This window comes from Arthrobacter sp. Soil_C_60 (genome assembly GCF_057656375.1).
In genome coordinates this window covers 1-23,362 of record NZ_JBDGKM010000010.1, presented here as the reverse complement: position 1 = coordinate 23,362, position 23,362 = coordinate 1, and the positions used below count along the sequence as shown (strand labels likewise).

General features: G+C 66.8%; 18 protein-coding genes. 9 read left to right on the top strand and 9 right to left on the bottom strand.

Annotated features, from left to right (window positions below; translation table 11 throughout):
• Window positions 1–1,273: 1,273 nt before the first annotated feature.
• Window positions 1,274–2,062: a CPBP family intramembrane glutamic endopeptidase gene (locus AC3A4M_RS17885; protein ID WP_498737409.1), complete on the bottom strand. Its 789-nt coding sequence runs from the start codon at window positions 2,060–2,062 to the stop codon at window positions 1,274–1,276.
• A gap of 143 nt (window positions 2,063–2,205) precedes the next feature.
• Here AC3A4M_RS17885 and AC3A4M_RS17880 point away from each other — a divergent pair, with 143 nt between their 5' ends.
• Window positions 2,206–2,805: a TIGR03086 family metal-binding protein gene (locus tag AC3A4M_RS17880; protein WP_498737407.1), complete on the top strand. Its 600-nt coding sequence runs from the start codon at window positions 2,206–2,208 to the stop codon at window positions 2,803–2,805.
• Window positions 2,806–2,830: 25 nt separating this feature from the next.
• On the opposite strand, the gene hutI is transcribed toward AC3A4M_RS17880, so the two are convergent.
• The 5 genes from hutI to AC3A4M_RS17855 all read right to left on the bottom strand — a co-directional run bounded on the left by hutI (window position 2,831) and on the right by AC3A4M_RS17855 (window position 9,185).
• A complete protein-coding gene (gene hutI, locus AC3A4M_RS17875) occupies window positions 2,831–4,063 on the bottom strand; it encodes an imidazolonepropionase (RefSeq protein ID WP_498737406.1) in 1,233 nt (410 codons plus the stop codon).
• A complete protein-coding gene (locus AC3A4M_RS17870; protein ID WP_498737405.1) occupies window positions 4,060–5,490 on the bottom strand; it encodes a formimidoylglutamate deiminase in 1,431 nt (476 codons plus the stop codon). Before AC3A4M_RS17870 ends, hutI begins: the two co-directional genes overlap by 4 nt.
• Window positions 5,487–6,686 (bottom strand): allantoate amidohydrolase, encoded by a 1,200-nt coding sequence (locus AC3A4M_RS17865; RefSeq protein ID WP_498737403.1) that lies wholly within the window; start codon window positions 6,684–6,686, stop codon window positions 5,487–5,489. The genes AC3A4M_RS17870 and AC3A4M_RS17865 overlap by 4 nt, the downstream gene beginning before the upstream one ends.
• A 61-nt stretch (window positions 6,687–6,747) precedes the next feature.
• Window positions 6,748–8,430, bottom strand: coding sequence for a urocanate hydratase (gene hutU / locus AC3A4M_RS17860; protein WP_498737401.1), 1,683 nt, complete (start codon window positions 8,428–8,430; stop codon window positions 6,748–6,750).
• Window positions 8,431–8,480: 50 nt separating this feature from the next.
• Window positions 8,481–9,185, bottom strand: coding sequence for an IclR family transcriptional regulator (locus AC3A4M_RS17855; RefSeq protein WP_498737399.1), 705 nt, complete (start codon window positions 9,183–9,185; stop codon window positions 8,481–8,483).
• A 201-nt stretch (window positions 9,186–9,386) separates the two neighbouring features.
• Between AC3A4M_RS17855 and AC3A4M_RS17850 the strand changes: the two genes are divergently transcribed.
• The 3 genes from AC3A4M_RS17850 to AC3A4M_RS17840 all read left to right on the top strand — a co-directional run bounded on the left by AC3A4M_RS17850 (window position 9,387) and on the right by AC3A4M_RS17840 (window position 13,230).
• Window positions 9,387–10,415 (top strand): ABC transporter substrate-binding protein, encoded by a 1,029-nt coding sequence (locus AC3A4M_RS17850; protein WP_498737398.1) that lies wholly within the window; start codon window positions 9,387–9,389, stop codon window positions 10,413–10,415.
• A gap of 48 nt (window positions 10,416–10,463) precedes the next feature.
• Entirely contained in the window at window positions 10,464–12,044 is a 1,581-nt protein-coding gene (hutH, locus tag AC3A4M_RS17845; protein ID WP_498728634.1) for a histidine ammonia-lyase, read from the top strand.
• A gap of 64 nt (window positions 12,045–12,108) precedes the next feature.
• Window positions 12,109–13,230 (top strand): sialate O-acetylesterase, encoded by a 1,122-nt coding sequence (locus AC3A4M_RS17840; protein ID WP_498737396.1) that lies wholly within the window; start codon window positions 12,109–12,111, stop codon window positions 13,228–13,230.
• A 64-nt stretch (window positions 13,231–13,294) separates the two neighbouring features.
• On the opposite strand, the gene AC3A4M_RS17835 is transcribed toward AC3A4M_RS17840, so the two are convergent.
• The 3 genes from AC3A4M_RS17835 to tdh are packed head-to-tail and all read right to left on the bottom strand — an operon-like array spanning window position 13,295 to window position 16,584.
• Window positions 13,295–14,302, bottom strand: a complete 1,008-nt coding sequence (locus AC3A4M_RS17835) for a DUF695 domain-containing protein (RefSeq protein ID WP_498737395.1) — start codon at window positions 14,300–14,302, stop codon at window positions 13,295–13,297.
• A 10-nt stretch (window positions 14,303–14,312) separates the two neighbouring features.
• Window positions 14,313–15,527: a glycine C-acetyltransferase gene (locus AC3A4M_RS17830; RefSeq protein WP_498737393.1), complete on the bottom strand. Its 1,215-nt coding sequence runs from the start codon at window positions 15,525–15,527 to the stop codon at window positions 14,313–14,315.
• A gap of 10 nt (window positions 15,528–15,537) precedes the next feature.
• On the bottom strand, window positions 15,538–16,584 hold the full coding sequence (gene tdh, locus AC3A4M_RS17825) for an L-threonine 3-dehydrogenase (protein WP_498737391.1): 1,047 nt from the start codon (window positions 16,582–16,584) through the stop codon (window positions 15,538–15,540).
• A 272-nt stretch (window positions 16,585–16,856) separates the two neighbouring features.
• On the opposite strand from tdh, the gene AC3A4M_RS17820 reads away from it, so the two are divergent.
• The 5 genes from AC3A4M_RS17820 (at window position 16,857) to AC3A4M_RS17800 (ending at window position 23,193) form a co-directional block, all read left to right on the top strand.
• A complete protein-coding gene (locus AC3A4M_RS17820; RefSeq protein WP_498737390.1) occupies window positions 16,857–18,065 on the top strand; it encodes a cytochrome P450 in 1,209 nt (402 codons plus the stop codon).
• 148 nt (window positions 18,066–18,213) lie between these two features.
• A complete protein-coding gene (locus AC3A4M_RS17815; protein ID WP_498737389.1) occupies window positions 18,214–19,554 on the top strand; it encodes a GAF domain-containing protein in 1,341 nt (446 codons plus the stop codon).
• Window positions 19,555–19,573: 19 nt separating this feature from the next.
• Entirely contained in the window at window positions 19,574–21,103 is a 1,530-nt protein-coding gene (locus tag AC3A4M_RS17810) for a DHA2 family efflux MFS transporter permease subunit (RefSeq protein ID WP_498737388.1), read from the top strand.
• Between the two features lie 162 nt (window positions 21,104–21,265).
• Window positions 21,266–22,789 (top strand): acetaldehyde dehydrogenase ExaC, encoded by a 1,524-nt coding sequence (gene exaC, locus AC3A4M_RS17805; protein WP_498737387.1) that lies wholly within the window; start codon window positions 21,266–21,268, stop codon window positions 22,787–22,789.
• A gap of 2 nt (window positions 22,790–22,791) precedes the next feature.
• Window positions 22,792–23,193: a DUF779 domain-containing protein gene (locus tag AC3A4M_RS17800; protein ID WP_498737386.1), complete on the top strand. Its 402-nt coding sequence runs from the start codon at window positions 22,792–22,794 to the stop codon at window positions 23,191–23,193.
• The last annotated feature ends 169 nt before the right edge of the window (window positions 23,194–23,362 follow it).

Below are 23,362 nucleotides of genomic sequence, written 5' to 3'. Positions count from 1 at the left end.
GCGTTTCCCTTTAACAGTCCTCCACAGCGGCTGTTCAGACCGCGTCGTCCACATGTGCCCGCACTGCAGGAGACCAGCCGCTCGGACACGATCAGGGTTGAAGAATGTGTTCTCAACTGATCTTTTCCCATGACTACGACCTCACGGGGATCGGCCGAAGAAGCCTTGCCGAACGTTGCCGGACCGGGGAACTGACGCGCGTCCGTAACGGTGTCTACATCCCAACCCAGCTCTGGGCAAGCATGCCTTGGTGGGACCAGTACCGGATCCACGTTGAGGCGGCTGTGAGCAAAGGACGCTCAACCCGGGTGCTCGTATGGCAGTCTGCTGCAGTCATCTGGGGAATGCCGGTAGTGGGCAAGAGCACCGAGGTGCAGTTGCTAGCATCTGAAGGTTGTCATGGATTACGCCGTGCCGGTATGCGATGGCACGCCTCGAGGCTATTGGAACCGTTGGAGACAGTAGACGGATATACCGTAACGTCACGGGCACAAACCGCAGTCGACATAGCCGGACATTTGTCGTTTGAGCATGCCGTCCCCGTCCTGGACCATGTTCTCCGGCCGGATAGGAAACGGAACCTGCCGGCGTTGAAAAGATCCCACCTGCATGCATTGGCAGACCAACTTCCTACCCAGGCTAAATCGCTGCGAGCTCACAGAGTCATTGACTTCGCGGATCCGCGTGCGCAGTTGCCGGGCGAATCCCTGTCTAGAGCCCTAATGTACGTGTTTCATTTTCCGGCCCCGGAGCTGCAATACACATTCCATGACACGGATGGCAGGACGGTAGGAATCACCGACTTCTATTGGAAGGAGAAACGCCTCGTCGGGGAGTTCGACGGTACAGCCAAGTACTCCAATGGAGAGTACTTGAAGGGTCAGACCCCCGTGGACACGGTCGTGGCAGAGAAGAAACGCGAGGACCGAATTCGCGCATGCGGCGTCAATTTCGTTCGATGGACGTGGGACGCCGCGTGGCAGCCTGAGTCCCACCGGCCAAGCGGCCTCGTGAAGTTGCTGCTCAATGCTGGCCTCAAGCAGGATCGATGGAACAAACGGTGGCCGAGAGTCGCTCCCATCAGCAGTCGATGAAGATTCAAGCTGCTCTGGCGAGGTCGTTGTTGGCCACGCACTTCGGGTCCCTGCGTGGTGCTGCGAAATGGGACCAAGCTGCGGTTCGGGGAAAGACGGCCTTTCTGCCACCGCAGCACTATCCCGAATCGCAGCCGAATGGCTGAGGCAGGGGCGGGAAGACGCCGCGGCGGGAGAAGTTATTCGCCGATGCCGATGGCGGAGCCGAAGAGGGCGTAGCCAACGAACCCTGCGATGTCGAGCAGGGCATGGGCTATGACCAGGGGCATCACGCGTTTGGTGCGGGTGTAGGCATAGCCAAAGACAAGGCCCATCAGGAAGTTGCCGACGCCGGGCCCGATCCCCTGGTACAGGTGGTAGCTGCCGCGGATTGCAGCGCTAGTGAAAATGATTGTCCAGGTGCCCCAGCCCAGCTTGGCCAGCCGGTTGAAGAGGTAGCCGACAACAACGACTTCCTCCAGCACCGAGTGGCGCAAGGCGGACAGAATCAGGACCGGGACAGTCCACCAGTACTCGTCCAGCGCGGCCGGGACTATCGCCGTCGTAATGCCTAGGGCCCGTCCGCCCGCATACACGCCCAACGTGCCCGCAGCGATCAACAGTGCCAGTCCGAAGCCCAGTCCAAAATCCACGCCGGGCCGGGCGAAGGTAAACCCGATCTTCCGGAAGGCCTCGCGGGCTCGTTCACCCGGAGTTGCCAGTAGGAACAGCACCAGCGCCACAGGGATCAGGGCAAAGACGATTGCCAGCAGTTGGTAGAGCAGGTCGAACAGCTCCCGCTCGTTCAGGACCGGGTTCAGCGCCGTGGTCTGCGATCCCAGTGGCGCCCGCGTCATCTTTTCCAGCAGGTTCACAATGGCATAGACGGCGGACTGGCCCAGGGAGAGCCCCAGAACGATCAGCACTTCAGCCCGGTAGTAACGGCGGGTGCGGGGCACGGTATCGGTGGCTGCGGTCTGGCTCTGCATGGGTCTATCTTGCCAACTCCTGCTGGGAGCGCGCTCAACAAGGACGGATTAGCGCAATCCCGCGGTCTGGCTCTGGACGCCGGGGAACCTGCGTGCGAAGGTCAAAAAGACAAATAAACAGCCAAAGGACAGGGAGGCCCGGCGTGCTCAATCTGGAACCAGCCGCGCGGCAGGTGGCGGAAATCGTCAAGGGCATCGGCGACGGTCAGTTGGCCGGGCCGACGCCCTGCGAGTACTACAGCGTTGGGGACCTGCTCGATCACTTCATGGGCCTGACCGTCGCCTTCAGGGACGCGGCGACCAAAGCGTCGATGGAGCCGGGATATGACTCTGTACCGCCCGACGCCCCGGATAATCGCCCCTCGGCCGCGAACCTGGACCCGGATTGGCGGAACCTTCTCCCCCAGCGCCTGGATGACCTGGCTGCTGCCTGGCAACATCCGTCTGCCTGGCAAGGTATGGCACAGGCGGGCGGCGTGACCATGCCGGCCGAGCTCATGGGCCTGGTGGCTACCAACGAGCTGGTGGTGCACGGCTGGGATCTGGCCGCTGCCACGGGCCAGACGTTCGACGCCGACACAGCCAACCTGCAGGCGGCCTACGAATTTGCCGAACTCTCCGCCAAGGACGGAGAAGATCGCGAGGGCTTGTTCGGCCCGGTCATCGAGATTCCGGGCGATGCACCGCTGCTGGACCGTTTGCTGGGGCTGACCGGACGAAATCCCGGCTGGACCGCGAAGTAGCGGACAAGCAACTCACCAGCGAAAATCAGCGCACTTTCACGCCCGCTCGCCAGACCGCGGCAGTCAGCGGCATGCCAGGCCGGTAAGCCAGATGCGTGGCGGAGGGCGCGTTGAGCAGATGCAGGTCGGCCCGGTGTCCGACGGCGATCGAGCCCACCGCCCGCTGTCCATCGACGTCGGTGCCAACGTGCTTGCCCAGGGCAAGGGCGCCCGCATACGTCGCCGCCCGGACTGCTTCATGGACGCTCAGTCCCATCTGCAGGACCGCCGTGGTCACGCAGTAGTTCATCGAGCTTGTGTAGGACGTGCCCGGGTTGCAGTTGGAGGCAAGGGCAATTTCGACGCCGGCATCCAACAGCTGCCGCCCCGGCGCCAAGGGCTGTCTGGTCGAGAGATCGCAGGCCGGCAGGCACGTGGCCACGGTGCCGCGCTCCCCTGTCCCGGCCACGCGGTCCCAACCGGACCAGCTGTCCGCCAGTGCTTTGACGTCGGTGTCCGCCAGATAATTGACATGGTCAACGCTGGCGGCGCCGAACTCGACTGCGAGCTGGACGCCCGGCCCCTCGCCCAACTGGTTGCCGTGCACGCGGAGTCCGAGTCCGGCATCGCGGCACGCGGCCAGCACGCGACGTGACTGCTCCTCGTTGAAGGCGCCTCGCTCACAGAACACGTCAGCCCACTGCACGTAGGGCCGGACCGCCTCAAGCATCTCGCCACAGACCAGCTCGGTGTAGGCATCCGCGTCCATCCCGTCCGGGACCAGATGGGCACCCAGATACGTCACCTGGTCTGCCACCGTGGAGGCAATGCGCGCGGACCGCGCCTCGTGCTCCACATCCAGCCCGTAGCCGGTCTTCGTCTCCAAATAGGTTGTTCCGCCGGCGACCGCTTCGGCGACCCGTCCCATCAGCAACCGGGTCAGGTCGAAGTCGTCGGCAGCACGGGTGGCCCCGGTGGTCACGGCGATCCCGCCGGCCGCATAGCTCTCCCCCGCCATCCGTGCCTCGAATTCAGCGGTGCGGTCCCCGGCGAACACCAGGTGGGTGTGCGAATCAACCCAGCCCGGCAGCACCGCGCGGCCTTCGGCGTCGTACATTCCATCTGTTTGCGGCGCCTGGCCGGCGGGTCCGATCCAGCTGATCCGTTCCCCCTCAATAACGACCGCGGCATCGCGGATCACTGAACCGGCCTCGCGAGCCGGGTCCTGCGTCATGAGTTCGCCGATGTTGGTGATGAGTGTGGACTGCGTAGCGGTCATCTTTGGAGAGCTCCCTTGGCTGCGGTATCGCCGGTTCCTGCGGCGTCGACGTCGGTGATGGCTGCCGCGAGCAGCCGGGCGGGATCGCCCAGCGTCGCGTGGATGCCTTGGCGGGCGGCAAGGCGGCCGCCGATGACAACGGTCCTGACGTCCTGGGCGGTGGCGGAAAGCGCCAGTTGGTCGGGCTGCGAGCCGATGGTGCGCAGGCTGCCAGGATCCACCGCCATCAAATCGCAGTACTTCCCCCGTTCGAACCCGGGCAGCCTTCTGCCCTGCGAGCGGGCGCCGGCATCCGAGGCCGCCTCGTGCAAGGCCTCGGGCGGGAACCAGCCGCGCTGCCCGGACCGCAGCCGTTCGCCATGTTCGAGCGCGCGCATTTCCAGCCACGGATCGACGACGGCGTGCTGGTCCGTGCCGAGCGCGATGCGCGCTCCTGCATCGCGCAGTGCTGCGGCCGGACCGATGCCGTCCGCCAGGTCCGCCTCCGTGGTCGGGCACATCACCACGGTGGCATGGGCTGCTCCGAGCATGGCGATGTCCTGCTCCGTCAGGTGGGTGGCGTGGACGGCCGAAAGCCGGCGGGTGAGCAGGCCGCTCCGGCGCAGCAGCGCCGTAGGCGTCAGCCCGGTGGCCTGCAAGCAGGCTTCGTTTTCGGCCGGCTGTTCGGACAGGTGGATGTGCAGCGGAATCTGCGGCGGCAGCTTCTCGGCGATAACCGGCAGCACGTCGGCGGGCACCCCGCGCACCGAATGCAGGGCGGCACCCACAGTGACCTGGTCCGGACTGAATTCCCGTGAGATAGCTTCGCGCAGGGACTTCAGCCGCGACAACCACGCGTGGACATCAGGATCGCCGAAGCGCAGCTGTTCCGGCGAGAGCTCCTGCCCGATGCCGCCGGCGAGGTAGCAGGTGTCCAGCAGCGTCAGCCTGATCCTGGCGTTGACCGCTGCCCTGGCCAAGGCGAGCTCCATGGCATGCGGACCGTCTGCTCCGTTCGGGGAGGCGCTGCCGGCGCTTCCCGGGCTCCCGCCACTGCCGTACGGCGTGCCGTCCGGGCGATGGTGGACGTAATGGAATTCGGCCACGCTGGTCCAGCCCGTCACCACCATTTCGGCAAAGACGGCGGTAGCCAGCTGCTCATACAGCGCCGGAGTCAGCGCCCCGGCCGCGCGGTACATCTGTTCCCGCCAGGTCCAGAAACTGCCCACGCCCATGTCATGCGTGCGGCCGCGCAGAACGCGGTGGAAGGCATGCGAGTGCGCGTTGGAAGCAGCCGGAAAGGCCACGCCGGAGACGGGCAGGTCCGAAGCCTTCCGCTCCGCGCCCAGCTCCAGCCGGGTCACGATTCCGGCCTCGTCCACCTCCACGCGCACACCCGGCACCACACCGCGTCCGCGGATCCAGGCGGCTTCGCACCAGACGCTCACAGCAGCCCCTCCAATACATCGGCCAGCGCACCCGCGCCCGCGTCGGCGTCGTCGTCCTCAACGTGTTCTTCCGGCGAGTGGGAGATGCCGGTCGGGTTGCGCACGAAGATCATGCCGGAGGGCACATAGCCGGCCAGCACGCCGGCGTCGTGGCCGGCACCCGTGGCCAGCACGGGTGCCCCGGGCAGCGCATTTTCGAGCTGCCGCTGCAGCGCCGGGTCGAAGTGGACCGTGCCGGAATAGGACTCCTCGGTCAGCGTCACCGAGCAGCCTTCGAACGCCGCGATCTTCTGCGCCTTGCCGTGGATCGCCTCCACGAGCGCGGCGGTCACGGCGTCTTCCGGATGCCGGACATCGAGCCATAGCTGGACCCGCGAGGCGATGACGTTGGTGCCACCGGGGATCGGTTCCAGCCGCCCCACCGTAGCGCGGGCGTCCGGCTGGGCGGCGGCCGACTTCTGCACGGCAATGATGATCTGGGCTGCCGCCACCATGGGATCCGCCCGGTCCTGCATCAGAGTGGTTCCGGCATGGTTGCCCTGGCCGCTGACCGTTAGCTTCCATCGGCCGTGGCCCAGGATGGAACTGCCGACGGCGATCGCCGGCCCCTCCTCGCCGAGGCCGCGGCCCTGCTCGACATGCAATTCGACAAAGTCGCCGATCCGCGCCAGCGCTTCCTCGTCCCGCCCGAAGTGCTCCGGGTCCAGCCCGTTCCCCTGCGACACCTCCGCAAAGGTATTGCCGTCCGCGTCGCGCAGGTTCCGGGCCTTGTCCGGGTCGATGGCGCCGGTCAGCAGCCGCGAGCCGAGGCAGGCCACGCCGAAGCGTGAGCCCTCCTCCTCGGGGAAGACCGTGATGGCGAGGGACCGGTTGGGCTGGACCCCGCGCTGCCGCAGAACATCGACGGCGGCAAGTGCCGAGGCCACGCCGAGCGGCCCGTCGAACGCGCCACCGCCGGGGACCGAGTCCAGGTGGCTGCCGGTGACCAGCGCACCCTTTTCCGGCGCACCCCACCAAGCCCAGATGATGCCGTTGCGGTCCGTCTCCACCTCCAGCCCGCGCCGGCCGGCCTGCTCGACGAACCAGCCGCGCAGGTCAAGCTCCGCCGTCGAATACACCGGACGCGAGTATCCGCCGCGGGCAGTATCACGACCGACGTCGCTGATTGACTCGAGCAGCTGGGAAACGGTTTCCAAAGAGGACCTCCGGATGGGGACGGGCGGACAGGACAGGACGGACGGATGGGACGTGGCAGGGTCAGGACTCGTTCATCGGTACCCGCACCCCGCGCTCGGCAGCAACCTCAACGGCCCGATCGTAACCCGCATCCACGTGCCGGATCACTCCCATGCCCGGATCGTTGGTCAGCAGCCGTTCCAGCTTCTGCGCCGCCAGTTCGGTGCCGTCGGCCACGGAGACCTGGCCGGCGTGGATGGAGCGGCCGATGCCGACGCCGCCGCCATGGTGGATGGAGACCCAGGTGGCGCCGGAGGACGTGTTGACCAGGGCGTTCAGCAGCGGCCAGTCGGCGATCGCGTCCGATCCATCGGCCATGGATTCGGTCTCGCGGTAGGGGGAGGCCACGGAGCCGGAGTCCAGGTGGTCGCGGCCAATCACGATCGGCGCGGAGACCTTGCCCTCGGCCACCAGCCGATTGAACAGCAGCCCGGCCTTCTGGCGCTCGCCGTAGCCCAGCCAGCAGATCCGTGCCGGAAGACCCTCGAACTCGACGTGCTCCTGTGCGGCGTCGATCCAGCGGTGCAGGTGTTCGTTCTCGGGGAAGAGCTCCTTGATCGCCTCGTCGGTAACGCGGATGTCCTCCGGATCGCCGGACAGGGCCACCCAGCGGAACGGGCCGAGTCCTTCACAGAACAAGGGACGGATGTAAGCCGGGACGAAGCCGGGGAACTCGAACGCGCGGTCGTAGCCACCCAGGCGGGCCTCGTCGCGGATGGAGTTGCCGTAGTCGAACACCTCGGCACCGGCATCCTGGAACTCCACCATGGCCTGCACGTGGCGGGCCATCGACTCCTGTGCCTTCTTGGTGAAGCCCACGGGATCCGCCTTGGCCTCGGCGTCCCACTGGTCCACGGAGTATTCCAGCGGCAGGTAGCTCAACGGGTCATGCGCCGAGGTCTGGTCCGTGACAATGTCCACGCTGATCTCGCCGGCCTTGTGCCGGCGCAGCAGCTCCGGGAACACCGCGGCGGCATTGCCCACGTAGCCCACGGACAGCGGCCGCTTCTCCTGCTTGGCACGCATGACCTTGGCCAACGCGGCATCAAGATCCGTTTCCACTTCGTCCAGGTAGCGCTTGCCGGCGCGGCGGCGCAGACGTGTCTCGTCGACGTCGACAATCAGGCACGCTCCGCCGTTAAGGGTCACGGCCAGCGGCTGTGCACCGCCCATGCCGCCGCAGCCGCCGGTGAGCGTCAGCGTTCCGGCCAGCGTGCCGTTGAACCGCTTGTCGGCGATGGCGGCGAAGGTTTCGTAGGTGCCCTGCAGGATGCCCTGCGTGCCGATGTAGATCCAGGACCCGGCGGTCATCTGGCCGTACATCATGAGCCCTTCGGCCTCGAGCCGGCGGAACTCCGGCCAGTTGGCCCAGTCCCCCACCAGGTTCGAGTTGGCAATCAGCACCCGCGGCGCCCATTCATTGGTGCGGAAAACGCCCACCGGTTTGCCGGACTGGACCAGCAGGGTCTCGTCCTTCTCAAGGGTGGCCAGCGTGCGCACGATCGCATCGTAGGCCTCCCAGCTGCGGGCCGCGCGGCCGGTGCCGCCGTAGACCACCAGGTCCTCGGGGCGCTCGGCGACCTCGGGATCCAGGTTGTTCATCAGCATCCGCAGCGGCGCTTCGGTCTGCCAGCTCTTGGCCGTCAGCTCGGTGCCGCGGGCGGCGCGGACAGTGCGGGAGGAATCATGTTGCGTGAAGGTCATTTCTGAAAGCTCTTTCTCTGAGGGAAGCGGGTATTTATCCGGCTGTCAGGTTAGGAAGTTCGGGGACTAACGACGACGGCGTCCCCGCCTGGGGCGGCAAAGACGCGGCCTGCTTCGGCAGCCAGCAGGGCGCCGAAGGTTTGCGCGGCTTCAGCGGTAGTGCGGTAGCTCGGCGCGACGATGCTCAGGGCCGCGACCACCTTGGAACCGGCCATCACCGGGGCGGCCACCGCGGTGATGTCGGGCTCGACGCCTTCGGCCACGACGGCGAAGGACCCGGGCGCCACCTTCCCCTGCAGGGCTTCCCCAGCGGCGCTGCCGACCATGGGAAACGTGCGGCCCACCCAGTTGATGTGGCGCACGGTGTGCGTGCCTTCCTCGATGGCCAGGTACAGCCCGTCGGTGCTGCCGGCGGCCACGCTGAGGTAGGCGGATTCGCCCGTCCGGGCAACCAGTGAGCGCAAGGCATCCTGGCTGGTCGCGACCAGCGATTCGTGGCTCAAGGCTTGGACGCCCAGCTGGACCATGCGGAACCCGGGCCGGTACAGGCCGTCCTCGCGCTTGGCTGCGAAGCCGTTGGCCTCCAGGGTCCGCAGCAGGCGAAGTGCCGTGCTCGCCGAAAGGTCTGCCGCCTTGGCCGCATCGGCGAGTTTGACGCCGTCGTTCTCGCAGACAACGCGCAGCAGACCCAGGGCGCGGTCGGCGGCGCGGGTTGTAGCGTCCGGCGCCGCAGCGGTCTCTGTAGTGGTGTCCACCATGGAGTACCTTTCCGGTCGGGATCGTCATTTCACTGACGTTGCACTTAGTAAAACATCAATTTCATCTAGTGGCAATGCCCCTTTTCCGCCCGACCATTGACGGCAGCCGGATCGCTCTGTACCTTTTTCCCTATCAGCCCATAAATTTTACTGTCTGAAATGGCCTTGCCATTCAGCGGCAGAACTGGAGAAACTCCCATGGAAAAGCTCTTCCGCGGATCCACCATCCAACGCCGTACGTTCATGACGGGCGCGTCCGCCGCCGCCCTCACGGGTCTTCTGGCGCTGACCGGTTGCGGATCAGGCAGCCCGTCAGCTCCCGAGGACGCCCCGAACTCCAACGGCGCTGCACCCCAGGAGGGACTGGACCAGGTGAGCGTGGGACTCATCCCCATCACCGACGTCGCCCCCATCTATCTGGGCATGCAGGAGGGCTACTTCGAGGACGAAGGCATCCAGCTCTCCGTCCAGCTCGCCCAGGGCGGCGCGGCGATTGTGCCGGCCGTGATGACCGGTGAATACCAGTTCGGCTATTCCAACGTCGTCTCGCTGCTGATCGCCCAGGACAAGACCTTGCCGGTGAAGGTGGTTTCCAACGGCTCGAGCTCCACCAACGTGCCGGGCGAGGACGTCACCGAAGTCGCCGCCATGCCCGACAGCGGCATTGAGTCCGCCGCGGACCTCGTGGGCAAGACGGTGGCAGTCAACGCCCTGAACAACTTCGCCGACGTGACCATCCGCAACTCCATCGAAGCAGCCGGAGGGGATCCGCAGGACGTGAACTTCGTCGAGATGCCGTATCCCAACATGCCCGCCGCATTGGAGCGCGGGGACGTTGACGCGGCCTGGACCACCGAGCCGTTCCGCACGCAGATCCTGGAGGCCGGCGGCGAGATCGTGGCCAGCCCCATGACGGATCTAACCGAAAACTTCGATTCGGCCTTCTACTTCACCTCCGAACAGACCCTGCAGGAAAACCCGGAGCTGGTGGAACGATTCCAACGCGCGCTGGAAAAGTCCTTCACCTTCGCGATGGAAAACGAGGACGAGGTCCGCACGATCATCCAGGACTACGCGAAGATCACGCCTGAGCTGGCCGAGACCGTGGAGATGTCCAAGTGGTATCCCGAGATCAACATGGACGGACTGCAGAAACTGGGCACCGCGGCCCAGAAGTACGGAGTGCTGGAAAACGAACCGGACTATGATGCCCTGATCGTCAAGTAACCCTATCCGCCCCGCCAGCCACGCCTCCCACCTTCGATGAAAGGCACCATGTCCCAGCTTCAGCCCGTCACCATCTCCACCGGCCCGCTCACGCCGGAGGAAGTCGTCGCCGTCGCACGCCACGGTGCACCGATCGAGCTCAGCGCCGAGTCCCTGTCAGCCATGGCGGAGTCCCGCGCGGTGATCGACGCGCTGGTCACCGATGACAAACCGCACTACGGTGTTTCGACGGGCTTCGGCGCCCTTGCCACCAAGCAGATCCCCATCGAGCTGCGCACCCAGCTTCAGCGCAGCCTGATCCGCAGCCACGCCGCTTCCTCCGGCATAGAAGTGGACCGCGAGGTGGTCCGCGGCCTGATGCTCAACCGGCTCTCCACCATGGCCACCGGCCGCACGGGGGTCCGCCCGATGGTGGCGCAGGGCTATGCCGCCATGCTCAATGCCGGCATCACCCCCGTGGTCGGCGAGTACGGATCGCTCGGCTGCTCCGGGGATCTGGCGCCGCTGGCACACTGCGCGCTGGCGCTGATGGGCGAGGGCGAAGTACGTAATAACGACGGCGCGCTGGTGCCTGCCGCCGAGGCGCTGGCTGCCGCCGGGCTCGAGCCGGTGGAACTGCGGGAAAAGGAAGGCCTGGCGCTGATCAACGGCACGGACGGGATGCTGGGCATGCTCATCATGGCCTCGGCGGACCTGCACCTGCTGCTGAAGACCGCGGATCTGGCCGCCGCGATGAGCATCGAGGGCCTGCTGGGCACGGACTCGGTCCTGGCCGAGGACCTCCACGCGCTGCGCCCGCACCCCGGGCAGATCGCCGCCGCGGCCAACATGCGCCGGATCTTGGACGGGTCGCCGCTGATCGCCGAGCAGAAGTCGTCGGACAATGGCGACGGCCACCGCTTCACCCGCGTGCAGGACGCCTACTCGCTGCGCTGCGCCCCGCAGGTGCACGGTGCCGCCAGGGCCACGCTGTCGCACGTGGAATCCGTGGCCGGCTACGAGCTGTCCTCCGCCATCGACAACCCGGTGGTTACGCCGGACGGCCGGGTGGAATCAAACGGGAACTTCCATGGCGCGCCGGTCGGCTACGCCCTGGACTTCCTCGCCATCGCCGTGGCCGACCTGGCCTCGATGAGCGAACGGCGGACGGACCGGTTCCTGGACAAGGCCCGCAGCCACGGGCTCAACGCGTTCCTGGCCGACGATCCCGGCGTGGATTCCGGCCACATGATCGCGCAGTACACCCAGGCGGGCATCGTCTCCGAACTCAAGCGGCTAGCCAACCCGGCTTCCGTGGACTCCATCCCGTCCTCCGCGATGCAGGAGGACCACGTGTCCATGGGCTGGTCCGCCGGGCTGAAGCTGCGCCGGGCGCTGGATGGGCTGACGCGTGTGCTGGCCATCGAGCTGCTCACCAGCGCCCGGGCCCTGGACATGCGCGACGGCGGACTGGACTCCTCCCGGAGCGCCCCGGCCGTCACCGCGGTCCGGCGCGAAATCCGCAAGGTGGTCGAAGGCCCCGGAACGGACCGCTACCTCTCCCCCGAGATCGAAGCGGTGCGCATCCTGGTGGACAGCGGCGTGCTGATCGAGGCCGTCCAGCAGGAGCTCGGGTCGGCGCTAAACTGATCGGAGTAATTTTGCCAGCCGGCGGGTGAGCCCTCCGGCGCCCGGTCTGGAGGGGGACGCGAGCATGGGCACGGACGAGCCTGCCGCAGCGCAACAATCCGGCTCCCCAGCCGGCAGCCCTGCCAGTCCCAGCCGCCGGACCCTGTTCCGCCGCGCCGCCCCCATCATCGCGGTCGGTCTTGGTTCCGGGGCACTCGGAGCGGGAGCAGCCCATGCCGCCGCCCGCCCGGGCAGCCCGCTGCCGGGGAGCCTGGGGCTGCCCTCCGACGAGGACATCGCCCGGCTGATCGCCGATCCCGAATCAGCCACGCACCGGGCGCTGGCCAACCTGCTTAGCCCCGCCCAGCCGGCCGGCGGGCAAGGCATCCAGAGCGCCGAGAATGTCGCCGGAGCTGCCGTGGGCAACGGCCGCACCGACCCGCGAAAGTCCGGCGCCGACGTCGTTCTCTTGCTGGGGCAATCCAACATGCAAGGTTCGGGGCTGCCCTATGATCCGGCCATCGACATCAGGCTGGAGGGCATTGACCAGTTCGCCGGCTCGGGGCCGCAGGCCGGGACCGTGATTCCGGCCGCGGATGCGCTGTTCCACGTCACCCAGAACCTGCGCGACGGAGCGCCCACCATCGGCCCCGGAATGGAATTCGCCCGGCAGCTCTGGCTCAACCAAGCGGCGGACCGCAAGGTGCTGCTCGTGCCGGCGGCCCTCGGCGGCACCTCGATCACCGGCAACGCGGACTATTCCTGGGACCCGTACAACACCACAGCCTCCGTGAACCTGGCCCGCCGGGGACTGGACGCGTGCCTCCGCGCCCTCGCGCTCAACCCCTCGCACCGGCTGGCGGCCATCCTGTGGCACCAAGGCGAATCGGACGCGCTGCCCAAAGTGGGCCAGGACTGGTACCGGCGCAAGCTGCTGCAGATCATCGACCTGTACCGCGCAGAACTGGGCCCGGTCCCGTTCCTCATTGGCGGCATGGTGCCCGAATGGATCGCCGCGGACAAGAAGATCCGCGGCCCGATCGACGCAGTGCACCGTTCCATTCCCTCCCACCGGCCGCAGACCGCCTTCGTCGAAGGACCCGCCGGTGCCAATGGTGCAAACGACGGCATCCATTTCAACGCTGCCGGCGCCCGCGAACTCGGCCTGCGCTACTACCGGACTTTCTCCGGCATGGCCGCCAGCTGACCACGCCGCGAACGTCATCAGAGCGTACGACGGCGGGGGCTGCGCGCCGCGATGACCTCACGCCCTATCTGATCCTCAGGTGGTTGACGCCGGACCACCCGGGATCGAGTTCCGCACCGACACCGGTCTGTCCCTCTTCCCATGCCGTTGCGGCCGCTTCCAGGTCCCAGCCGGCGGAGGTGGTCGAATCCACGTAGAAGTGCAGGATCCGGCGGCCGTCCGTTGTTTCGGCCGCAACCAGCCGGCCGTTGCCGTTGAGCGCTTCGGCGAGCGCCTGTTCCATCGCCTGCAGCCGGCGCCCCGATTCCTCGCCCGGGAGCCCGTCGTCGAGGATCTGGGCGTAGCCGAGCTGCACGGCCACATGCTGGTCGAAGTCGGGCCAGAACGCCGGGACCAGCGGAACCTGCACATAGGCGGTGATGGGGCGGTCCTCGACCGAGCGGCCGTGCAGCTCTTCCCAGATGGGCTCGCCGTGCCCGTCGAACGCGCCGGCGCGCAATTGCTGCACGACGGCCGGCAGGTCGCTCAGCGGGATGTCCCCCGGATGCGGCTGCAGCACCGGTTCGATGATGCCGATCCATGCGTTCACGTCCTGCTGGCCGATGGCATGGTCCAGCATGATGGCCACCGGGACCAGCCGCTTGTCTTCGGGGAGCCGGCCCAACTTCGGGTGGTAGACCGAGATGTCCGCCGAATACCGGTTGCGCATCAGGCCCACCCGGAAGTCCTCGCCCGCGAACTCCTCGCCGCCGACCCCCAGCGTCAGGTCCTCGAAGCGCGCGGCCGCCTGCCGGGCATCCGCGTACTCCCAGTGCCTGTCCGGTGCCGGAGCAGCCTTGAGCACCCGCCGGGCCAGCGCCGCGTGTTCCGGGCTGTCGGGGAAGATGACCAGTTCGTGTTCCGCCGTCGCTCCGGGACCGAGCTCCCAGGCGAGGCCCGGATCGATCCTCGCGATCCGCTGGCCCAGCTGTTTGACGTAGTTTTCGGCGTAGCCCTCTGCGCCCTGTGCGATGCGCCCGGCGGCGTCCGCTTCCCACCAGGCCCAGAACTCCCCCACGGCATCTACGTCCATGCTCCCTGGCCTACCCGCTTACTGCGTCCCGCGAGGCGACGAACGCGCGCACACAAGCTTCGACGTCTTCCGGGCTGTGGGCGGCGGAAAGCTGCACGCGGATCCGGGCGGCGCCCTGGGGAACCACCGGGTAGCTGAAGGCCGTCACGTAGACGCCGTGGGCCAGCATCTGGTCCGCCACTTTGCCTGCCAGCACGGCGTCGTGGAACATCACCGGGATGATCGCATGTTCTCCGGCCAGCAGCTCGAACCCTTCATCGGCCATCCGGCGGCGGAAGAGGGCCGCGTTTTCCTGCAGCCTGGATCGCAGTTCACCGGATTCGCGCACGAGCTCCAGCGCCCGGAGCGTGGCTGCGACGATGGCCGGGGCCACGGAGTTGGAGAACAGGTAGGGCCTGGCACGCTGCCGGAGCATCGCCACGATCTCCGCGCGCCCCGAAACGTACCCGCCGGAGGCGCCGCCCAGGGCTTTGCCGAAGGTCCCGGTGTAGATGTCCACCCGGTCCGAGACCCCGGCGTGTTCGGGTGTACCGGCGCCGGTGGCGCCCATGAACCCTACGGCGTGCGAGTCATCCACCATGACCAGCGCGTCGTACTGTTCGGCGAACGCGCAGATGTCCTGGAGCGGGGCGAGGTAGCCGTCCATGGAGAAGACGCCGTCGGTGACGATGATCCGGCGACGTGCCCCACCGCCGTCGTTCATTGCCGCGGTTTCCTGCAGCTTGGCTTCCAGCTCTGCCATGTCCCGGTTGGCGTAGCGGAACCTGGCCGCCTTGGACAGCCGGATGCCGTCGATGATGGACGCATGGTTCAGCGCGTCCGAAATGATGGCGTCCTCCGGCCCGAACAGGGACTCGAAGACGCCCCCGTTCGCATCGAAGCAGGAGGAGAACAGGATGGTGTCCTGGGTACCGAGGAATTCGGAGACCCGGCGTTCAAGCTCCAGGTGCAGGTCCTGGGTGCCGCAGATGAAGCGCACGCTGGCCATGCCGAAGCCGCGCTCGTCCAGGGCTGCCTTGGCCGCGGCGATCATATCCGGGTGATCAGCCAGGCCTAGGTAGTTGTTGGCGCAGAAGTTGAGCACTTGGCGGGCCGGGCCGTCCAGACTGCCGGCAGTGATGTGGCTGGACTGCGGGGAGCTGATCCGGCGTTCGGCTTTGAACAGCCCCGCGGCGCGGATTTCGTCCAGTTCCGCGGCCAGCTGGTCCTTGAGGGCAGAGTACATGCGAAGCTCCTTAGATCCTTCTCCAGTCGAGGACAACCTTGCCGCCCATGCCGTGGCGGGCGGTTTCGAAGCCCCGCTCCCACTCGGCGGCCGGCAGCACGTCCGTGATGACTCCCGAAATGGCCTCGTGCAGCACCGGGTTCGATTGCAGCATGGCACTCATCGCGTACCAGGTTTCGAACATCTCCCGCCCGTAGATGCCCTTGAGCGTGAGCATGTGTGTGACCACCTTGCCCCAGTTGATGGCGATGTCTTCGGTGGGCAGGCCCAGCAGCGCAATCCGCCCGCCGTGGGTCATGTTGTCGATCATTTCCCGCAGGGCGCTCGCCCGGCCGGACATCTCCAGCCCGATGTCGAAGCCCTCGGTCAGGCGCAGTTGCTCCTGGGCCTCGGCCATCCGTTCATGGCTGACGTCGATGGTCATGTCCGCGCCCATCCGCTTGGCCAGGTCCAGCCGGGACGCAGAGATGTCGGTAATGGCGATGTTGCGGGCGCCTGCGTGCCGGGCAACGGCGATCGCCATCAGCCCGATCGGCCCGGCCCCGGTGATCAGCACGTCCTCGCCGACCAGCGGGAAGCTCAGGGCGGTGTGGACGGCGTTGCCGAACGGATCGAAGATGGCGCCGAGTTCAGGGGTGATGGACGGATCGCGGTGCACCCAGACGTTGGTTTCCGGAATCACCACGTACTCGGCGAAGGCCCCGTCCCGCTGGATCCCGACGCTGACGGTCCGGATGCACATCTGCCGCCGGCCGGCCCGGCAGTTGCGGCAGGTACCGCAGACAATGTGCCCCTCGCCGGAGACTCGGTCCCCCATCTGGACGTCCCGGACCAAGCTGCCCGTTTCGACCACCTCGCCGTAGAACTCATGCCCGGGGATCAGCGGCGTGGGAATATTCTCCTGCGCCCACGGGTCCCACGCCTGGATGTGCAGATCAGTCCCGCAGATTCCGGTGGTCATCACTTTGATCTTGACGTCGCCCTCGCCGGTTCGCGGCTCGGGACGGTCAACGAGCTCGAAGCCGGCCTGTGGCCCGGACTTGAACAGCGCCTTCACTGACACTTCCTTCCGATTCGGATTGCCGCGGCCCGCGGGCGGACCGGGATCGCCGGCCCCCTCACGTGACCGCGGTCACGCAATGAAACCACTCTACTTAAGCGGTAGGACAGTTGGGACATTGAATCCGGTCACGTTGATGATCGGCCGAAAACTCACGACGGCGGGTGGCAGCCGCCGTCGTTAGTTATCAACATGGGGCGGATGCTGCTAGTGATCGGGGCGTTTGGGCGATAACTTGTCAGCAGGACTGCAGAGAAAGTGAGGCCGCTGTGACCGAAGTGCTGGCGTACCCGGATGTCCAGGTGCTGGGCGATGACCCGTATTCGGACGGGAACCTGGCGGATCCGTACCCGCTGTTCGAGCGGATGCGCGAGGCCGGGCCGGCGGTCTACCTGCAGAAATACAACGTGCTCGCGTTCGCCCGCTACGAGGAATGCCGGGACATTCTGGCGGACCACCAGACGTTCATCAACGGGGCCGGGGTGGGACCGAAGAACCTGCACAAGGAGACGTCCTGGAAACCGCAGGGCATTCTGGATTCGGACCCGCCCGTCCACACCCGGCTGCGCAAGGCCATGGCCTCGGTCATCTCGCCCAAGGGAACACGTGCGTTGCGCGCCGGCTTCGAGGCCTTCGCCGCGCAACTGCTGCCGCAACTGCTGGAGCGCGGGGAGATCGACGGCGTTCAGGACCTGGCGCAGGTCTACCCCCTCCGGGTTTTCGGCGACGCGGTGGGCATTCCGCGCGAGGGCAGGGCGGAGAACCTGATCAGCCAGGGCGCCATGAGTTTCAGCTACTTCGGCCCGGAGGACGAACGCCAGCAGCACTTCATCGAACAGGGCGCCGGCACCTTCGAATGGGTCATGGAACATACCGAACGCGCCAGGCTGGCACCCGGCGGGCTCGGCGCACAGCTATGGGACCGCGCCGATGCCGGGGACATCAGTGCGGAAGCGGCGCCGCTGCTGGTCCGGGCGCTGCTCTCCGCGGGGCTTGACACCACCGTGATCGGACTCGGAAACGCGCTGAAGCTCCTCGCCGAGCATCCGGACGAGTGGGCCAAGCTCCGGCAGAATCCGCGGCTGGTCAAATTCGTCATCGACGAGGTGCTCCGGTTCGACTCGCCGTTCCAGTCCTTCTTCCGCACCACCGGCGCCGACACGGTGTTCCGTGGCATCCCGATTCCGGCCGGAACGAAGATTGTGCTCTTCCTCGGGTCAGCCAACCGGGATACGGCGCAGTTCGGCCCGGACGCCGGCGAGTTCCGGATCGAGCGCGACGCCGCCAGCATGATCGCTTTCGGCAACGGCATCCACCGCTGCGTCGGCCAGCCCATCACGAGGCTGGAAATGGAAGTGGTGCTCGGCTGGCTCGCCGAGCACGTCGAACGACTGGAGCCGGCCGGCGAGCCCGTCCCCTACCTGCACAACACGCTCAGGGGTTGGGAATCCCTCCCGCTGCGGCTCATCCCGGCGTGAGCGACCGGAGGCCCGGCGGGCTGGGTATCCCGGGCCATGGGAGACAGCGAACGACGGCGGCGCCCGACTTGCGCTGCTGGGTAGACTGTGAGGCACGCCACTACTTCTCTTCCAGACCTGGTGGCTGATCTCAGCGAGCGGAGCAACGGTGCATTCCCACGTCCGATCGGCCTCCCGGCCTATCCAGCAGCAGGCTTACGCTGCCCATGAACTCCTTGACGACGCAGTCCGCAGGATGCCCCTCGCCGGCACCGCCACGTTGTCCGGCTTACGGCAGGTAGTGCGAGAATCCTGGGAACGCTCCATGACCTTGGTTCCGGACCCGGAAGACGCGCTGGCACGGGTGGATCTGGTGGACGAGGAGCTGGAGGAGTACCGGCTGAGCCACCCGCTGGCGGCGATCATGCCCGTCATCCACCGACTCCTAGTGCTGCCCAGCCACGACACAGGAATGCTGGTGGCGGTCGGCGACGAGAACGGCCGGCTGCTCTGGGTGGACGGGGATGCCCGGCTGAAGCGCCAGGCCGAGAAAATGACCTTCATTGCCGGCGCGGACTGGTCCGAAGGCACCGTAGGCACCAGCGCCCCGGGCACGGCGCTGGCAATGGGCCGCGGAGTGCAGATCTCCGGAGCCGAGCATTTCAGCCGCATTGTCCATCCGTGGAGCTGCACCGCCGTCCCAGTGCGCGATCCGGATTCGGGCGCCGTCCTCGGCGTCGTGGATATTACCGGCCGCGAAGAGGCGGTCGCCCCGCACACGCTCTCCTTGGTGCAGGCCACCGTGGCCGCGGCAGAAGCGCAGCTGCGCATCGAACGCCTGCAGCGGGGTCAGGCACAGCCCGCGGCCAAACTGCTGCATAATGCGCAGGCTCCGGGCGGGACCTCGAGGCCCCGGCTCTACAGCAACACGCTGTCCATCACCGGCCGGGACCAGGGCCAGCTGAGCCTGGAGGGCCATACGCTGGATTTGTCCCTGCGTCACACGGAGATCCTCACGCTGCTCGCCCTGCATCCGCGCGGCCTGACCGCGGACGCACTTGCCGACCTGCTCTATCCGGATGCCCAGAGCACTACACTGCGGGCCGAGATGGTCCGGCTGCGCAAACTCATCGGCTTGGCCAACCCGGAGGCGGTTCCGCAGTCCCGGCCATACCGGCTGCCGCAGGAATTGATCCTCGACGCCAAACAAGTCCTCAATTACCTGCAGCGCGGTGCCCACCGCCTGGCCCTGAACATTTACCAGGGGGCACTGCTGCCCAATTCGGAGGCGCCCGGCATCGTCCGCTTCCGCGAGGAGGTCAGCGCGAACCTCCGCGAGGCCGTACTCAGCGATGCCTCCGCGGAAACACTGCTGCGTTACCTGCAGCTGCCGGAAGCAGAGTACGACGCCGAGGCCTGGCTCAGTGCCCTGCGCGTCCTCCCGGCGCGCTCGCCCAGGCGCACCGCCGTCGTCGCCCATCTTGAACGGCTCGAGACCGAACTGCGCTGAGCCGTGGTAAGTTCCAGCGGTGGATAACGTCAGCCGCCCCTGGCCCGCGCTCTGGTCTCTGGTCATCGGGTTCTTCATGATCCTGGTGGATACCACGATTGTTTCGGTGGCCAACCCGGCGATCATGCGCGGCCTGCAGACCGACATCAACTCGGTCATCTGGGTAACCAGTGCCTACCTGCTGGCCTACGCCGTGCCGCTGCTGATCACCGGCCGGCTGGGCGACCGCTTCGGGCCGAAAAACCTGTACCTGACCGGGCTCGTACTGTTCACGGCGACCTCGGCCTGGTGCGGTTTCGCCAACGACATCCAGATGCTGATCCTGGCGCGCGTCTTCCAAGGGCTGGGAGCGTCCATGATGACGCCGCAGACGATGTCCGTCATCACGCGGATCTTCCCGCCGGACCGCCGCGGGGCGGCGATGGGAATGTGGGGCGCGGTGGCCGGACTGGCCGCGCTGACCGGTCCCATCCTCGGCGGATTGCTGGTGGACTCGCTGGGCTGGGAGTGGATTTTCTTCGTCAACATCCCGGTGGGCCTGCTGGGCTTCCTAATGGCCTGGCGCTTTGTCCCTGCCCTGCCCACCCACTCGCACACGTTTGATCTCGCCGGTGTGCTGCTCAGCGCCGCCGGAATGTTCCTGCTCGTTTTCGGCATCCAGCAGGGCGAAACCTACCACTGGTCAACGATCGCCGGGCCAGTCACCGTTTGGAGCCTGATCCTCGCCGGAATTCTGGTCCTGGCCGGGTTCGTCGTGTGGCAGTCCCGCAACCGGAAGGAACCGCTGCTGCCGCTGAAGATTTTCCGGGACCGCAATTTCTCGCTGGCCAACGGCGGCATCACCACGGTCGGTTTCGCCGTCACCTGCATGTCCCTGCCGTTGATCTTCTTCTTCCAGAGCGTCCGCGGCCTCACCCCCACCCAGTCGGCGCTCATGCTCGCGCCCACCGCCATCATCTCCGCTGTACTGGCACCGCTGGTCGGCCGAACCATCGACAGGGTCAATCCCAAATTTTTCGCCACGGCGGGGCTGGTGCTGATGGCCGGCGGCCTGGGCTGGTACGCCTTGCTCATGACACCGACGACGGCGGTGGGCCTGCTCCTGCTGCCCGCCGCGGTGCTGGGGTTGGCCAATGCCTGCGTGTGGGGCCCGATGTCCACCACCGCCACGAGGAACCTGCGGCCCGCCGATGCGGGTGCTGGTTCCGGCGTCTACAACACCACCCGCCAGATCGGCGCGGTCCTGGGCAGCGCCTCCATCGCGGCCTTGATGCAGGCCCGGCTCGCCGAGGAACTGCCCCGCGGAGCGACTGTTTCCGGCGCGCAGGCCGAGGCCGGCGCAGCGGTCCTGCCGGACTTCCTGCATGCAGGATTTTCGACGGCGATGGCCCAGTCACTGCTGCTTCCGGCGGCGGTGGCACTGGCCGGCGCCGTAGTGACACTCTTCTTCGCCCGGCCGCAGCCTGTCTCCGGCTGGGGAGAACCTGCGTCCGGAACGCCAGGCTCGGCGGCGGGACGCCAGGCCGGGATCCCGCGCCGGCAGCGGTAACAAACTCCGATTGCGGTAGCAGGCTCCGGTGCTGTGGCCGCACCGGCTCGGCAGCCGCCCCAATGCACCGTGCAACCTTGGTGCAACGTTGCGCCGCCTAGGCTGTGGTGCATGAGCGGGAGTCGACGATGACGCGCTCAAACCACGCTGAAGGAGTTAGCAATGACTGTTTACGCACAGCCGGGCCAGGATGGTTCGAAGGTCAGCTTCAAGCCGCGCTACGAGAACTGGATCGGCGGCGAATGGGTTGCCCCGGCCAAAGGCCAGTACTTCGAGAACATTTCCCCCGTGACCGGCAAACCCTTTTGTGAAATAGCCCGCGGCACCGCCGAAGACATCGAACTGGCCCTCGACGCCGCGCACAAGGCGGCCCCGGGCTGGGGCAAAGCGTCCGTGGCCGAGCGCGCCTCGGTGCTGAACCGGATTGCGGACCGGATCGACGAGAACCTGGAGATGCTCGCCGTCGCCGAGACCTGGGACAACGGCAAGGCCGTGCGCGAGACCCTCGCCGCCGACATCCCGCTGGCGGCGGACCACTTCCGCTACTTCGCCTCCGCCATCCGGGCGCAGGAAGGCCGGCTCTCGCAGCTGGACGACGACACCACCGCCTACCACTACCACGAGCCGCTCGGCGTGGTCGGCCAGATCATCCCCTGGAACTTCCCGATCCTGATGGCCGTCTGGAAGCTGGCCCCCGCACTCGCGGCCGGAAACGCCGTCGTGCTTAAACCTGCGGAGCAGACCCCGGCGTCCATCCTGGTGCTGATGGAACTGATCGCCGACATCCTGCCCGCCGGCGTCGTCAACGTGGTCAACGGCTTCGGCGTCGAGGCCGGCAAACCGCTGGCCTCCAGCCCGCGGATCCGCAAGATCGCGTTCACCGGCGAGACCACCACCGGCCGGCTGATCAGCCAGTACGCCAGCCAGAACCTGATCCCCGTGACGCTGGAGCTCGGCGGCAAGAGCCCGAACATCTTCTTCTCCGACGTCGCGGCCGAAAACGACGCGTTCTACGACAAGGCACTCGAGGGCTTCACCCTCTTTGCCTTCAACCAGGGCGAGGTCTGCACTTGCCCCTCACGTGCGCTGGTCCAGGGCTCCATCTACGACTCGTTCATGGCCGACGCGCTGGCCCGCACGGAGAAGATCATCCAGGGCAACCCGCTGGACACCACCACCCAGATCGGCGCGCAGGCCTCCAACGACCAGCTGGAAAAGATCCTCTCCTACATGGACATCGGCAAGCAGGAAGGCGCCAAGATCCTCACCGGCGGCGAGCGGAACCTCCTCGACGGCGACCTGGCCGAGGGCTACTACGTCAAGCCGACCATCTTCGAGGGCACCAACGACATGCGCGTCTTCCAGGAGGAGATCTTCGGTCCGGTGGTCTCCGTGACCCGGTTCAACGACTACTCCGAGGCGCTGCAGATCGCCAACGACACGCTCTACGGCCTGGGCGCCGGCGTCTGGTCCCGCAACGGCAACGTGGCCTACCGCGCCGGCCGCGAGATCCAGGCCGGCCGGGTGTGGGTCAACAACTACCACGCCTACCCGGCCGGCGCAGCGTTCGGCGGCTACAAATCCTCCGGCATCGGCCGCGAAAACCACGCCATGATGCTCGACCACTACCAGCAGACCAAGAACCTCCTGGTCAGCTACAACGAGAACAAGCTCGGCTTCTTCTAAACATGGCCGACCTCGTCAATCTCGACGCCGCGGCAGCGATACCCGGGGAAGACTTCTCCCGGGTAGCGCTGACACCGGCCGCGGTGGAACTGTTGCAGAAGCTGTGGGGAATCCACGGACCGCTGATGTTCCACCAGTCCGGCGGCTGCTGCGACGGCTCCTCGCCCATGTGCTATCCGGACGGCGAGTTCATCACTGCCGAAGCGGATGTGCTTATGGGGGTCTTCGAATTGCCCGAGTGCGGGTCGATTGACTTCTGGATGTCGCGGGAGCAGTTCGCCTACTGGCGGCACACCCACCTCACCGTTGATGTGGTCGACGGCCGCGGCAGCGGGTTCTCGGTGGAGGCCCCGGAAGGCAAACGGTTCCTGATCCGGTCTAGCCTGATCGACGTCGCGAACTGAACCTTTTTCCGACCCGGACGGCGGCTGTGCCTTGCGGCGCGGCCGCCGTCTGTGCGATTGGTGAAGGAGAGGTGCGGACTTTCGACGGGGGTCCCCGGGGAATCATGTCAAGATGCCCGCTTCGATTGATTCGTGGAATCATCTGATTTTGCCCGGATAGCAGGTTTGG